This is a genomic window from Paenibacillus sp. SAFN-117, from assembly GCF_051966115.1.
GTDB lineage: Bacteria > Bacillota > Bacilli > Paenibacillales > NBRC-103111 > Paenibacillus_L > Paenibacillus_L residui.
In genome coordinates, this window is sequence record NZ_JBQCLK010000001.1 from 426,728 (window position 1) to 440,049 (window position 13,322).

The following is a 13,322-nucleotide window of genomic DNA, read 5'->3' on the forward strand; positions in this document are numbered from 1 at the left end:
CGAACAAGGCGCCCCTAAACGGGCGCCTGTTTATTTTTTATCCACATATAATTTTCCCTTATGGTCAATGGAACAGAAGAATACTTCTTTAAAATCGTTAACTCCATTAGTTTGAAGCTCATTTTTTAGCCAGAAACGGGTTTTTCCGATCTTATCCAGATTTTTATCCTGCACCTTTCCGTCCATAATAAGGGGAAGAGGCAATCCTTCGTAACGAATCTTCTCATTTGACGGCTTGGTTGCCGCATTAGAGGCTTGATTACCTTTCTTATTGTTCTTTCCTTCGCCTTCTTGAGTTTGTTTATTAGCAGCCGGGTTTGGAGCCTCCTGGCTTCCTTGCTGAATAGGCGAAGATTGCCCTTGTGGCGATTGCCCCTCATTATTCTGCTTCTCCACTACAGTCAAAGTTCCCGTTGTTTCCAGAATGGCAAATTCGACATCGGATATATTGGTTATTTTATTTTCCCTCAGCTGGAGAATCAAATCATCGAGGTTGTAGCGCTGTTTCTTCATTTCCTCACGATTCAATTTACCGTTTTCGATCAAATAACTAGGCTTGCCGTCCAAAAATCTTCTGATTTTTTGATTGCGCAGCATGATATATGCAAGTCCAACCTGAATGACAAGCAAAATCATAATGGGCAAAAGCCCCTCCCAAAAGGGCTTGTCCTCATCTTCAATGACAAATATGGCTATCTCGGCGATCATAATGGAAATAACGAGATCGAAAACGGACAGCTTGCCGATCTCCCTCTTTCCCATTATTCTAAGTACAACATATACGATCACGTACATTGCAATGGTTCGAATGGAAAGAATCAGAACGTCCATTGTAACATCCTCCTGTTCTCTGCTTGCACTGTTGCTCGACAGAACGAAAAGGTTCAATGGGTATTCTGACCCTTACCTGCTGCTCTCATGCAATAAATCCTTGTCTAATTGCTGGCAATTCGCCATCGGCCTTGTCCCGGAAGGGATTACTGATCGCTAGGATTGAACTATTTCAAATCTTCCTTTAATTACGCCGCCGGTCATAGTAAAACAAAATAAACATATAAGGACGAAATGACCAGAGAAATCAAGGTGACCGGTGCCCCTACCTTAAGAAACTCCATATAAGAAAATGCTTTTCCTTCCTTCTTGGCCATTCCGGCCACGATCAAATTGGCCGATGCGCCGATCAACGTTCCATTGCCTCCCAGGCAAGCCCCTAACGCCAAAGACCACCAAACCGGGTTCAAAGCGGACGGAGCTACATCAAGCTGAGCTCCCATATCTTTGATTAGAGGAATCATAGTCGCTACGAACGGAATGTTGTCTATCGTTGCCGAAGCAAATCCCGAGACCCACAGAACGAGCATTGCGGTAAAAGCGATATCTCCTTCCGTAATCTGCAGCATCCCTGTAGCCAAACTGCGAATAACCCCGGCTTCAATCAATCCGCCAATGAGCACAAATAGTCCTGCGAAGAACAAAATGGTGACCCACTCTACCGATTGAAGCATCTCTTCAACATCATTATCTTTAATAGCCACAAGCATTAGAATCGTAGCCCCGGCCATGGCAATTACGGCGACTTCAAGATGCAGGAGATGATGGATAAGAAAGCCGATAATCGTTAATCCAAGAACGATTAATGATTTTATAAGCAAGGGTTTATCCGTTATGTAGCTTCTTGCGCTCAGCTTCATCAATTCTTTGCGCTCCTTGGCCTGCACCTTGAGCTGTTTACCGTATAGCAGCTTGAAGAACAACAGGGTCACTCCAAGAATAATAAGAATAACCGGCGCCAGATGAATCAGAAAATCAATAAAATTAAGATGTGTGGCCGAACCAATCATTAGATTGGGAGGATCTCCGATAAGGGTTGCCGTTCCTCCCATGTTGGCCGAAATAATCTCGGCAATAAGGAAGGGAACCGGATTCAGCTTAAGAATACGTGTTATAGAAAACGTAATCGGCACCATTAGCAGTACAATAGTCGCATTATCCAGCAAAGCCGAGCCCCCTGCAGTAAGCAAAGAGAGAAGAATCAGAATCCGGATCGGGTCCCCCTTGGCTTTCTGCGCCGCTCGGACCGCCAAATATTGAAAAACACCGCTTTTGCTCGTAATTCCTACAATGATCATCATGCCGATTAATAAAAATATCGTTTTCCAATCCACATAGGATTGATAGGCCGCCTCAAAATCAACCAGACCCAGGATGATCATCAGGATAGCGCCGGCCATGGCAATCACTGCCCGGTTCCATTTCTCCGCAACAATCAGTGCGTAGCTGACCAGGAAAATCACTACAGCAGCAACGACTTGCCAGGTCGCCGCTTCCATCGATAACTCGTTCATAGTTGCACTCCTTTGTGTTTCGATTGTGCTAATTGAAGATTATACATAAATCTTCCAATCCCGTCTATTACCTAATCAACCTTTCCCTCCTTTGTACTAATCACTCCGGCTTGGCCATACAATGTACAAGGATGAGTTTTGCATTCCCAAAAGTAAGGAGGAAAGCTAAATGGAAACCAAGAACGACACTTCCCGTGTACGGATTCAATCCCCTATCCTGTCCGGCCTGCTGTATGCCTTCATCATTATGAGTATTGCGGCCATCATTACTTCTCTTATCCTTATGCTAACGGATCAAAAAGAAGACGCGCTTCCTGCATACGCATACATTATCCATACCATTTCGTTATGCCTGGGAGGATGGGTTGCCGGCAGGAAGGCGGAGATGAAAGGATGGTATTACGGGGGGATTCTGGGGCTGGTCTATAGTGTGATTATAATTATGATCGGTTTCCTCGGATTTGATAAAGGCTTTGACTTAAACACGATTTTATTCAGCGCAGCGAGCTTCTTTATCGGGGCTCTGGGCGGCATTATAGGCGTAAATACCCATAAATAACTTACCATTTACAATCCGTCCTAATGTGATATAATACGGTTCGTTGTGTTTTTTGGCGACAGACAACCACATTAGGAGGAATCCATGATGTTTAACTTCCACTCTATGACAGGGGTAACCATCTGGACCATTGTTGCCGTCATTGTATTGTTATGGCTCGCTGCGAGAGCGAATCCCATAACGGTGGCCGGTTCTTTCGTACGGGAATTATTGTCATCCCGCAAATACTTTCTTCATTTTGCGGCTGTTATAGCCATCCTGTTAGTAAATAGGCTCGAGCTCTGGGTCGAGGAGAAATTACCTGCCCAGACCGATTTTACACCTGCCATCTTTCATTTGGAGGGTAATCTGGTAGCTTCCATACAGCACTTTTTTGAACATCCGACGCTGACATGGCTCTCTTCCTTCTTCTATGTTGTTGTCTTTCCGGCGGTCATGATCGTCTCCATTGCCGTGTATACCTTTCACAAACGGCAATCTCTTTTTTATGCGGTTTGTTATGCCATAATCGGCAATTATTTGGTGGCGTTCCCGTTTTACCTGTTTTTCCCGGTTTTTGAAGTCTGGTCTTTCCATCCCGACGTACGTCTTCTGATTTTGGATTCGTTCCCGACCTTTGAAGAAACCTATCGTTCTCTATCAGGTCTGGATAATTGTTTCCCAAGCCTTCATACCTCGCTATCCGTTACTATGGCCGTCATCGCTTTTAAATCAGGGAACCGGTTCTGGAGCTGGTTTGCGGGCCTAACCGCGGCCTTCATCATCTTTTCCATCTTCTATTTGGGGATTCATTGGGTTACGGATATGGTCGCAGGAGTTGTGCTTGGCGTTAGCGCTGCGTTGGCAGGCATGAAAATCAGCGAAAGAAAGACGGGAAAATCCAAAGTGTACAGCTCTCGGAATGACAGCCTGGGACAGTAAATTGTCAATTGTTGGGGAGCTTGCGGAGAACGAATGTGTATAACCGGGAGTCCGGACTTTACTGAGGATAAATGTACGAAACCATCTCTCAAACGTAAAAAAGAGCCTGAACAGGCTCTTTTTTGTTACCTCTATGTACATGATCATCCTGCGGCGATACTCTCTTATGATTCCGAGTTTGAGGAGACGACGGAATTAATCGCCGATCTTTCGAAGGTCATCTTGGTCGCATCATTCACCCGCAGCACGCACGTATCGTCTGTAATCTCGATAATCGTTCCGTGCAGCCCGCCGATGGTGATAACCTTGTCTCCCTTCTTCAAAGCTTGCAGCATCGCGTTTCTAGCTTTCTGCCTCTTCTGCTGCGGACGCAGCAACAAGAAATAGAGGATCAGGAACATTAAGGCAATCGGCCAGAGGGATAGAAGCAAATTGCCCGTACCCACTGGCTCAGCCGCCGCTTCAGCCATATATCTCATTAACATTCACCCCTTTCCACTTCGACCCCGATTTAGTTAAAATCCACTTGTGTTGTCATTCATTCCATACTGCTCGAAGAACTCATCCCTGAAGTCCTGTAAACGGTCTTCACGGATAGCTTGTCTTACCTTTCGCATCAATTCCAACAGAAAATGCAAGTTATGATACGTAGTCAGACGGATCCCGAACGTTTCATCCGCTTTCAACAGATGGCGAATGTAGGCACGGGAATAATTGGAGCAGGTGTAGCAGCTGCATTCCGGATCCAGAGGCCCGAAATCATCTGCAAACTTGGCGTTGCGGATCACCATCCGTCCCGAGCTGGTCATAACCGTACCGTTGCGGGCGATCCGTGTCGGAAGGACACAATCGAACATATCTATGCCGCGCATCGTTCCCTCTATCAACGCGTCCGGAGATCCCACTCCCATTAAATACCTTGGTTTCCCTGCGGGAAGCAAAGGAACGGTGTAATCCAGCACCTCGTACATCAATGCTTTAGGTTCTCCTACACTCAGTCCACCAATAGCATAACCCGGGAAATCCAACGAAGTCAACTCCGCCGCACTCTGTTTTCTCAAATCCTCATACATCCCTCCCTGAACAATTCCAAACAAGGCCTGTTCGTCCGGACGGGCATGACTTTGAAGGCAGCGTTCCGCCCAACGGGTGGTCCGTTCCAACGATTGCTTACAGTAGGAATGATCCGCCGGATAAGGAGGACATTCATCGAATGCCATCATGATATCCGAACCGAGCGCATTCTGAATTTCCATAGCCTTCTCCGGAGAGAGGAACAGCTTATCCCCGCTGAGATGTGAACGAAATTCAACCCCCTCTTCGGAAATTTTGCGCATTTCGTTCAGGCTGAACACTTGAAATCCGCCGCTATCCGTCAGGATGGGCCTGTCCCAATTCATAAAGCGGTGCAATCCCCCTGCCCGCTTAATGATTTCGTGACCGGGACGCAGGAACAGATGATAGGTGTTGCTTAAAATTATATGCGCGTCCATTTGCTTTAATTCTTCCGGGCTCATGGTTTTAACCGTTGCCTGAGTGCCTACGGGCATAAAAGTAGGAGTCTCTATCACGCCGTGAGGAGTATGGACACGTCCCAGGCGCGCTCCCGTTTGCTTGCAGGTTTTAATTAATTCATAAGTTACCGCCGCCATAACCGCTCATCCCTTTTCTCTTTTGCATTAAATGTTTTACCGGCTTGCCTGGCCGTTAATAGATAAACATGGCATCTCCAAAGCTGAAGAAACGATACTTGTGTTGAACAGCTTCCTCATAAGCTTTCAGTATGCGCTCACGACCGGCCATTGCGCTGATCAGCATCATTAATGTAGATTTCGGCAGATGAAAGTTCGTTAAGAGAGCGTCCACAAGCAGAAATGGCACTCCCGGGTATAGAAATATATCTGTCCACCCGCTGCAGGCCTTTATCTCTTGCAGTGCTTCCTTGTCCTGTACCATTGGTCCGGCTCCCAGTCCACAAACTCTTGCTGCCGTTTCCAATGTTCGCGCCGATGTTGTTCCCACAGCAATAACGCGGCCCCCGGAAGCCCTGGTTTCATTGATGGCATCGGCAGTCTCCTGGGGTAAGCTGTAGTACTCCGCATGCATTTCATGCTCCTCAACGCGGTCGACAGATACCGGGCGGAACGTTCCCAGACCAACATGCAGGGTTACATAAGCGATACGGACTCCTTGCCGCTGCAGCCTTTCCAAATATTCGGTCGTAAAGTGAAGCCCTGCCGTCGGGGCCGCCGCAGATCCTTCATGCTTCGCATAAACGGTTTGATAACGCTCCCGGTCTTCGAGCCTTTCCTTAATATAAGGCGGAAGCGGCATTTGTCCCAGGCGATCAAGAATCTCATTGAATATTCCTTGATACTCAAATCGCAGAACCCGGCTCCCCATTTCTCCCGCTTGCTCCACCACCGCTGTGAGCAGCGGCTGACCGGCGGAATCGGGGGCCCCCTCCGATGCATCGTCCGAACCGAACTCTATCCGTGAGCCTTCCTTGAATCGTTTGGCCGGCCGCAGCAATACTTCCCAGCGGTCTTCCCCCAACGATTTGAGGAGCAGTACTTCTGCCTTGGCACCGGTATCTGCTTTATAGCCAAAAAGCCGGGCTGGAATGACCCGCGTATCATTTAACACGAGTAAATCCCCGGCTTTCAAATAACTTTCCAGCTGCTCGAAAAGATGGTGTCCGATCCGGCCCGTCTGCTTATCCAGAGCCATTAACCGGGAATGAGTCCGGTTCTTCAGAGGTGTCTGAGCAATTAATTCCTCAGGCAGATGATAATTAAACAATTCTACATCCATAGCTATTATTCAGTCCTTAGTAATGGTAACTCCCTTATAGTAGTGTTCCAAAATTTTCTTATAATCATAACCTTGCTCCGCTAATCCGCGGGCACCCCACTGGGACATGCCCAGACCGTGGCCGTTGCCTTTGCCCCTGAATATAAATTTCTGGTCCTTGGTCGCCAGACGTACGTCACCGGCCCCGTTCAATACCAAGAACTCGTTGGGCAAAACGGCGCTTGGTGAACCACCTTGCACTGCGTACAAAGATAATGCGGATTCCGGGTAGGTCCGGGATACATCATTTGCTCCCAGTATAGTATACCTTCCCGTTTCTTCAATTTCAAACAGGGTGCTCGGAAGGCCTCCCATCAGCGTACGGATGGCATCGGGATACTGTACCCGGACGGCTTGGCCGTTAGCCTTAATTTCGAGAGCCCTTCCGCTAGGCCCCCGCTTGGATACCTCCAGGCTTCTGACCAGCCCGGCCAAAGGCTCCGCCAGCTGCTTATTCATAATACCGGTCATTTCAGCAGACGTATAGGTGCCTCTTATCCAGGAATAGGCATTGCTCTCAATCACTTCATCTAGAACAACGATTCTATCCCCCTGGTTTACTTTATCAACAGCAGAAGCTCTGTTCGTATCAGGAAAAGACCGGACATTAACCCCGTTCTCCGTAGGCTCGTAATAAGACATGCCCGCTGCGTTCTTGGACCCGGTATCCTTTAACAAATCGGATCGGATATACCCGGTCTTCCCGTTAGGCAGCCACACAAAGTACCAGGTAAGCTTGCCCTTCTCCGCTATCGAATCCGGACTGTTTACACTTGCGTAATTGGGGGCCGGATTTCCCCAAACCTCTTCGGATTCGGCGGTAATCCCGCCTCCGTTTGAATAAAATAACGGACTGAAAATTCCCTTGCCCATTACCATGACCTCTCCGGCGGTCGCATTAACGGCCTCGATCACATCGTCGAATTCTACACCATTGTAGGCCTGATCGATGGTACTGTCCGTCACATGGGCGATTTCATATTTCATTCCCTTCTCCAGAGCATAGCTGCGGGCAGTTACCGCTTGTGCCTTGAGAGCCTCCATGGGCCAGCCCTGGCCCATCTCCGTGCTCACGACGGAATATAAATAGTGTTCCAAAGGAAGCTCATTCACTACAGCAAGCTTCCCGCCGTATTGACTTAACTCGAGACTGCCGCGATAAGAGCGGTTGTCTTTCTCGGTTACTTTAATTCTGGATTGCTGGGATGATGAAATCCACAGCTTGCTGCCGGCATTGAATTGCAGATGCGGCAGCGTTTCTCCCATTCCCTGAGTACGATCATCCCGCTTAACCGCATACGGTTGCGAAGTATCGACCTGTACCAGCGCCAGCTGCGGCATCACCTGCAGAGCTTGTGCCTGTATGGCGGCCATTCCGGTCTGGTCGGCCTCTTGTCCAATCCACGCGGAGAAAGCCGGGTTCCCGGCGCCATCCTCATGATAAGCGAGCACAGCCGGCAGTCCGGCCTGCTGCAATTCCGTTACCCGGGCCGAAGCTTCCGCTTCCGTAGAATAAGTTCCCGCACTCCAACGGAGAGGGCCGGTCAGGGACTGGGCAGACGCCGATGCGGCCAAGGAGGAGTCGGCCTTTACCTTGTCCCGTGCCGCTGCGGCTAAAGCAGCATCGGCATAACCGCCGATACCAACCTGATATACTTCCTTACCCTGCTTGGCTGCAGCAAATAATGTGGAGGAATAGCCGGCTTTAACCAGTTTATCGTAATAGGCTTTAGCCGCCGTATACTGATCCGTCTCCATCAGAAGAACGCCATATTGATCCAGGCTTGCCCGCAGTGCCGACGGAGCCCCGTCCGGCACAATTGTGGGGCCGGCGGCTTGACGGAATCCGATGCTGAGCCCGCCATCGGTCGTGACGGTAACTGCAGGTACGGAAAGTTTATACTTAGGCGATTCAATATATAAAGCGACCCGGATCGTATCCGTAGTAGCGACGGAGGCTTTAGCCGCTGGAACCGGTCCCGGAAGTACCGGCGAGCATACAATGCTAAACGCAACTACCCATTTCAGCCATTTCGAACGCTTAGGTTGTGGTTGTGTCATTGACAGGTTGTCTCCTTCATCATTCAGTTTAACGTGAGAGCTATGGACAGCCCCTGTAGAATATAGACTCCTACTTCTGGAAAAAGTTGCACGCGCTTTCCCCTGAAACCCAAAAAACCTTATCACAGGCGATAAGGTTCATTCTTGCTCTTATCTCTTCCCCGACTCAGGTTCTTCCTTCTTATCCATTGGCAGATGAAGTTGACAGCTCCCCGATTCACAATCTTCGTTCCGTCCGAACAGCTTATACCGGTTGTCGGCGATCCACTTATAGATCCGATCAGCCACAGGACGGAGGAAAGGAATACGGTACAGAACCGCGATCCATCTCCACCCCCTAACCTTGGACATAATCCGGCAGACAGCCTCTGCCCCGCGGTAAACCTGATTCTGTTCATCGATAACATGCAACTGCGATTGCAGTTGTTCCGGAGTCAATCCTTCGGGAAGCTGCGAAATTTCGGCCTCCTGATAAGGAATCATAATCAGTTCACAGCCGACCTCCAGCCGGCTCAATGTATCCACCGTTCTTCTGCACAGCACACAATGGGCGTCGTAGAGTAAAGTAAGGCGCTGTCCGTTCTTCATTCCTTCTTCTCCGGCGGCTCTATTCCCAGATGTCGATAAGCATGAACCGTGGCCATTCTGCCGCGGGGAGTTCTCTGCAGGAAGCCGATTTGCAGCAGATAGGGCTCATACACATCTTCGATAGTCTGCCCTTCTTCCCCGATTGTTGCAGCAATCGTATCCAATCCGACCGGCCCCCCTCTGAAATGGGTAATGATGGCCTTCAGCATCTTATGGTCGATCTCGTCAAGCCCAAGCTTATCCACCTTAATTAAACGGAGGGCAACCTCGGCGATTTCCTTCGTAATCATCCCGTCCCCTTTGACCTGGGCGAAGTCCCTTACTCTCTTCAGCAGGCGGTTGGCAATACGCGGAGTGCCGCGGGAACGCATCCCGATTTCCATGGCCGCCTCGCCCACCATCTCCACCTGCAGAATTTCGGCAGCCCGGCTCACGATATAGGCAAGCTCCTCGTTGGTATAATACTCCAGCCGGCAGACCACCCCGAAGCGGTCTCGCAGAGGAGCGGACAACAGCCCTGCCCGGGTAGTAGCTCCAATCAGGGTGAACGGAGGCAAATCGAGACGGACGGAGCGTGCGCTAGGCCCTTTGCCGATAATAATGTCCAGAGCGAAGTCCTCCATCGCGGGATACAAGACCTCTTCCACGGTGCGATGCAGCCGATGAATCTCATCGATGAACAGCACATCCCCCTCTTGAAGATTGGTCAGGATCGCCGCCAGATCGCCCGGCCTTTCAATAGCCGGACCCGATGTTGTGCGAATGTTGACTTCCAGCTCGTTGGCGATAATATTCGACAAGGTTGTCTTCCCGAGACCGGGCGGACCGTAAAGCAATACATGATCCAGCGCTTCCTTGCGCATTTTGGCTGCTTCTATGTAAATTTTCAAGTTTTCTTTAGCTTGTGATTGTCCGATATATTCAGCCAAATATTTTGGACGAAGACTGAGCTCGACCGCCTGGTCCTCCATCATTAAATTAGCTGATATGATCCGTTCGTCCATGACTGGTCCTCCTTCTCCCTATGCTCCCCTCAGCCATTAACCTTGAAACAAGAGCTGCAGCGCCGTCTTCACGACCGTGTCTACCGGGTCCGAATCCGCCGCTCTCTGCTTGACCGCAGGCCATACTCTATCGATTTCTGCTTCCGAATACCCCAGCGCCATCAAGGCTTGCTTGGCCTCCTCTTCCGAGGCGGATAATCCTGACATAGGCCTGGAAACCGCACTGGACGCAAGATCGGCATTGCTCCAACCGGCCGTCAAGTCGCCGAGCTTATCCTTCAGATCGAGAATGAGCCGCTGCGCGGTCTTCTTCCCTATCCCCGGAAGCTTGGTCAAGAAGGAGATGTTCTCCTGACAGATCGCTGTAATGACCGCCTCCGGCTGACCCGCAGACAGAATTCCTATAGCTACCTTCGGCCCGATGCCGTTCACCTCGATCAGACGGCGAAACAGCGACTGCTCCTCTCTGGTAGCAAAACCGAATAACAGAATCGCGTCCTCACGGACATGCTGGTGGGTATACAGCGTAACCGGTTCGTCGGAATGTCCTCCCAAGGCGTAGGGATTGGCGCAATAAACCTGATACCCGACCCCGTGAACATCCAGAACGGCGTAATCCTTCTCCCGATGGACAAGTTGACCTCTCAAAAAATCTATCATCGTTTATATACCTCGTTCATTTTTTGCATAAGGACATAGGAATGGGAATGGCAAATGGCTACCGCCAAGGCATCGGCCACATCATCCGGCTTGGGGACTTGTGACAGCTTAAGAAGCATCTTGACCATCTCCTGCACCTGCTTCTTCTCTGCATTCCCGTAGCCGACTACCGCCTGCTTGACTTGAAGCGGGGTATACTCCGCCACCGGAAGTCCGTTCTGCGCCGCTGCCAGCATCAAGACTCCCCGGGCCTGCCCGACGGTAAAAGCGGTCGTAACATTCCGATTGAAATACAGCTTCTCTATGGCTACCGCCTCGGGCTTATATTTGTCAATCAATTGCAGCGTAGCGTCATAGACTTCCTTGAGCCGCAGGGAAGGCTCCGTGTGGGCCTCCGTCTGGATGCAGCCGTACTGTACCGGAACCAAGCGGCTTCCCAGCTTATCGATAAAAGCGAACCCGACAATCGCAATCCCCGGGTCAATTCCCAATATTCGCAACAGCTTTCCTCTCCATTCTCCGCTAAAGCCGGATACGGATATTATATCATCGGTATCCAATTGCCGTTATTCTCACGAAATATGATTAGGGCAGTCCGGGACAAGCTCGGTCTTCCAATCATTCCAATCATTCCAATTATAAATCTGCAGACTGGCGAACATATGTATTCCTTGTCATTATAACAGATATTCTCCTCAGTGAGTATACGCCGGGAGACTTTCCTTCCTTTTTGGCTTACGGAGAAGCCTGAGAAAAACAAACAGACAGAGAAGGAAAGAACTTTCCCTCTCTGCCTGGGCATTCGGAACTTAGATTTGTATTCCATTGCGATGCAAATGCTATTCGCTCTTGCCACCCTGAACCGCATAGTCGCTGAACGTGGAAATAACGCTGTTATAATCATCGAGGTCCAGAATCCGAATTCCGTCATACAACTGATTCAAGGTTTCGCTGGGAAGACTGCTTTTCAAATGCTGAACGTTAAGCTGGAAGAACGTCCGGATAATTTGCTCTCCTGCGGGCATTCCCTCAAACAAAGACAGATTGCCGTCCTTGTCGATTCCGAAATAAACATTCCCTTTGCATTTTTCCGACAAATCGTCTATCTGTTCCGTTAAATAAACCTGCTGATTGTCCTGCAAAGATATAACTGCCCTCGGGTTCTGTAAAGAATAGTCGGCAATTTCTCCGGGCTTTAGCCATCCGAGCTGCACGACCTCCTCCCCGCAAACGTAATTCTTCTGGTGAAAGACCAGCTTGGGCTCGTTATCCCGCATAAGGACGTCTAAGACGGCCTTATTGCCTTCCTGTGATTCCTCCGGAGAATCAACCCGGGAACTCCATACGGACAAAGATTTTTGCTCCTGCGTTCCGTTCGAAACCGTCCTGTTCTTGTTCCAATAATATGCCGAAGCCGTTACGGATACGCCCGCGGCCAAAATAACGAGCCCTAACGATAACCATCGTTTTTTTTGCTTTAGCAGCTTCTTGAGCTGTTTTAACAGGCTTGATAAGCTCACGGTAATCCCCTTCTTCTGAATTTTTTTTTAGTGTTTCCAGAATGAAGGGGATTATACGTTAATAACCGGATCTAGTAATTAATCCACGGTTGGTTGGTTTTCGTTTTTTTCACGGTGCTGCGTTTTTTCTTCTTGCGCGGGTAGGAATGCAGAGAGGCTTTGGTGCCGGATCCTCCTGTTTTGGTACGGCTATTCTTTTTTATTTCAGCGGTTTCCTTATTCTCTGCCGCCTCGCCCGGGGTCGGCTCTTCATTGTCCGTTCCTCTGGATTGGGAATGCTTCTCTTTGGAGAAGCCGCCGGCATACGGGGCATCCATAGGCCCGTATGTCCATGGGGCCGCCGGGGACCAGTAAGGCGCATAGTAAGGGTCTACTGCAGCAGCTCCATATTGGATTGCCGGCATCCCAAACGGTAGAGGGCCCATATTGGGAAAAGAACCCGCATTAGCGGCTGCCTCTAGATTCGGCATGGAATTTATCTTCGGTCCGGATTTGGCCTGCGCCGCCAAATTCGCATTTGGCGATGCAGACACATTCTCTGCCCCGCTCTTAGCTATCGGCCCGCTGTTCGGCCAGTGGCCCATCGGCTGCATATACCCGCCATCCTGCGGCCAATAGCTCATCGGCTGCATATACCCGCCATCCTGCGGCCAATAGCCCATCGGCTGCATGTTGCCCCCGTCATGCGGCCAATAGCCCATCGATTGCACATTGCCCACATTCTGCGGCCAGTGGCCCATCGATTGCACATTGCCCCCGTCATGCGGCCAGTGGCTCATCGATTGCACATTGCCCCCGTCATGCGGCCAGT

The 13,322-nt window shown here is 49.8% G+C and carries 14 protein-coding genes; 2 read left to right on the forward strand and 12 right to left on the reverse strand.

The genetic code is table 11. The annotated features are described in order from the left end of the window. Positions 1–30: 30 nt before the first annotated feature. Both ACTHRH_RS01790 and ACTHRH_RS01795 read right to left on the reverse strand, forming a co-directional pair. On the reverse strand, positions 31–831 hold the full coding sequence (locus ACTHRH_RS01790) for a DUF421 domain-containing protein (protein WP_440413784.1): 801 nt from the start codon (positions 829–831) through the stop codon (positions 31–33). Between the two features lie 200 nt (positions 832–1,031). After that, the gene (locus ACTHRH_RS01795) at positions 1,032–2,345 is read right to left on the reverse strand and encodes an ArsB/NhaD family transporter (RefSeq protein WP_440413786.1); all 1,314 of its coding nucleotides are present in this window, start codon (positions 2,343–2,345) and stop codon (positions 1,032–1,034) included. 169 nt (positions 2,346–2,514) lie between these two features. Between ACTHRH_RS01795 and ACTHRH_RS01800 the strand changes: the two genes are divergently transcribed. Both ACTHRH_RS01800 and ACTHRH_RS01805 read left to right on the forward strand, forming a co-directional pair. After that, positions 2,515–2,904, forward strand: a complete 390-nt coding sequence (locus ACTHRH_RS01800) for a TIGR04086 family membrane protein (protein WP_440413788.1) — start codon at positions 2,515–2,517, stop codon at positions 2,902–2,904. An 84-nt stretch (positions 2,905–2,988) separates the two neighbouring features. Continuing rightward, on the forward strand, positions 2,989–3,825 hold the full coding sequence (locus tag ACTHRH_RS01805) for a phosphatase PAP2 family protein (RefSeq protein ID WP_440413790.1): 837 nt from the start codon (positions 2,989–2,991) through the stop codon (positions 3,823–3,825). 164 nt (positions 3,826–3,989) lie between these two features. On the opposite strand, the gene yajC is transcribed toward ACTHRH_RS01805, so the two are convergent. The 10 genes from yajC to ACTHRH_RS01855 all read right to left on the reverse strand — a co-directional run. Beyond that, a complete protein-coding gene (gene yajC, locus ACTHRH_RS01810; RefSeq protein WP_144936001.1) occupies positions 3,990–4,304 on the reverse strand; it encodes a preprotein translocase subunit YajC in 315 nt (104 codons plus the stop codon). Between the two features lie 36 nt (positions 4,305–4,340). Next, a complete protein-coding gene (gene tgt / locus ACTHRH_RS01815; protein ID WP_379290120.1) occupies positions 4,341–5,477 on the reverse strand; it encodes a tRNA guanosine(34) transglycosylase Tgt in 1,137 nt (378 codons plus the stop codon). Between the two features lie 55 nt (positions 5,478–5,532). Next, positions 5,533–6,639, reverse strand: a complete 1,107-nt coding sequence (gene queA, locus ACTHRH_RS01820; protein WP_379290122.1) for a tRNA preQ1(34) S-adenosylmethionine ribosyltransferase-isomerase QueA — start codon at positions 6,637–6,639, stop codon at positions 5,533–5,535. 9 nt (positions 6,640–6,648) lie between these two features. After that, positions 6,649–8,739: a SpoIID/LytB domain-containing protein gene (locus ACTHRH_RS01825; protein ID WP_440413793.1), complete on the reverse strand. Its 2,091-nt coding sequence runs from the start codon at positions 8,737–8,739 to the stop codon at positions 6,649–6,651. 150 nt (positions 8,740–8,889) lie between these two features. Further along, the gene (locus ACTHRH_RS01830; protein WP_379290126.1) at positions 8,890–9,327 is read right to left on the reverse strand and encodes a thiol-disulfide oxidoreductase DCC family protein; all 438 of its coding nucleotides are present in this window, start codon (positions 9,325–9,327) and stop codon (positions 8,890–8,892) included. Next, positions 9,324–10,331, reverse strand: coding sequence for a Holliday junction branch migration DNA helicase RuvB (ruvB, locus tag ACTHRH_RS01835; RefSeq protein ID WP_440413795.1), 1,008 nt, complete (start codon positions 10,329–10,331; stop codon positions 9,324–9,326). The genes ACTHRH_RS01830 and ruvB overlap by 4 nt, the downstream gene beginning before the upstream one ends. A 36-nt stretch (positions 10,332–10,367) precedes the next feature. Next, a complete protein-coding gene (gene ruvA, locus ACTHRH_RS01840; RefSeq protein ID WP_379290130.1) occupies positions 10,368–10,991 on the reverse strand; it encodes a Holliday junction branch migration protein RuvA in 624 nt (207 codons plus the stop codon). Next, entirely contained in the window at positions 10,988–11,491 is a 504-nt protein-coding gene (ruvC, locus tag ACTHRH_RS01845; RefSeq protein ID WP_379290132.1) for a crossover junction endodeoxyribonuclease RuvC, read from the reverse strand. The genes ruvA and ruvC overlap by 4 nt, the downstream gene beginning before the upstream one ends. Before the next feature lie 339 nt (positions 11,492–11,830). Then, positions 11,831–12,511, reverse strand: coding sequence for a BofC C-terminal domain-containing protein (locus tag ACTHRH_RS01850; RefSeq protein ID WP_379290134.1), 681 nt, complete (start codon positions 12,509–12,511; stop codon positions 11,831–11,833). A 71-nt stretch (positions 12,512–12,582) separates the two neighbouring features. Beyond that, positions 12,583–13,322 (reverse strand): hypothetical protein (locus tag ACTHRH_RS01855; protein ID WP_440413798.1); only part of this gene is annotated, 740 nt, incomplete at its 5' end.

What these genes read in the sequence shown, in the direction of transcription:
- ACTHRH_RS01790 (WP_440413784.1), bottom strand. Translation starts at nt 831, where the DNA reads ATGGACGTTCTGATTCTTTCCATTCGAACCATTGCAATGTACGTGATC.
- ACTHRH_RS01795 (WP_440413786.1), bottom strand. Translation starts at nt 2,345, where the DNA reads ATGAACGAGTTATCGATGGAAGCGGCGACCTGGCAAGTCGTTGCTGCT.
- ACTHRH_RS01800 (WP_440413788.1), top strand. Translation starts at nt 2,515, where the DNA reads ATGGAAACCAAGAACGACACTTCCCGTGTACGGATTCAATCCCCTATC.
- ACTHRH_RS01805 (WP_440413790.1), top strand. Translation starts at nt 2,989, where the DNA reads ATGATGTTTAACTTCCACTCTATGACAGGGGTAACCATCTGGACCATT.
- yajC (WP_144936001.1), bottom strand. Translation starts at nt 4,304, where the DNA reads ATGAGATATATGGCTGAAGCGGCGGCTGAGCCAGTGGGTACGGGCAAT.
- tgt (WP_379290120.1), bottom strand. Translation starts at nt 5,477, where the DNA reads ATGGCGGCGGTAACTTATGAATTAATTAAAACCTGCAAGCAAACGGGA.
- queA (WP_379290122.1), bottom strand. Translation starts at nt 6,639, where the DNA reads ATGGATGTAGAATTGTTTAATTATCATCTGCCTGAGGAATTAATTGCT.
- ACTHRH_RS01825 (WP_440413793.1), bottom strand. Translation starts at nt 8,739, where the DNA reads ATGACACAACCACAACCTAAGCGTTCGAAATGGCTGAAATGGGTAGTT.
- ACTHRH_RS01830 (WP_379290126.1), bottom strand. Translation starts at nt 9,327, where the DNA reads ATGAAGAACGGACAGCGCCTTACTTTACTCTACGACGCCCATTGTGTG.
- ruvB (WP_440413795.1), bottom strand. Translation starts at nt 10,331, where the DNA reads ATGGACGAACGGATCATATCAGCTAATTTAATGATGGAGGACCAGGCG.
- ruvA (WP_379290130.1), bottom strand. Translation starts at nt 10,991, where the DNA reads ATGATAGATTTTTTGAGAGGTCAACTTGTCCATCGGGAGAAGGATTAC.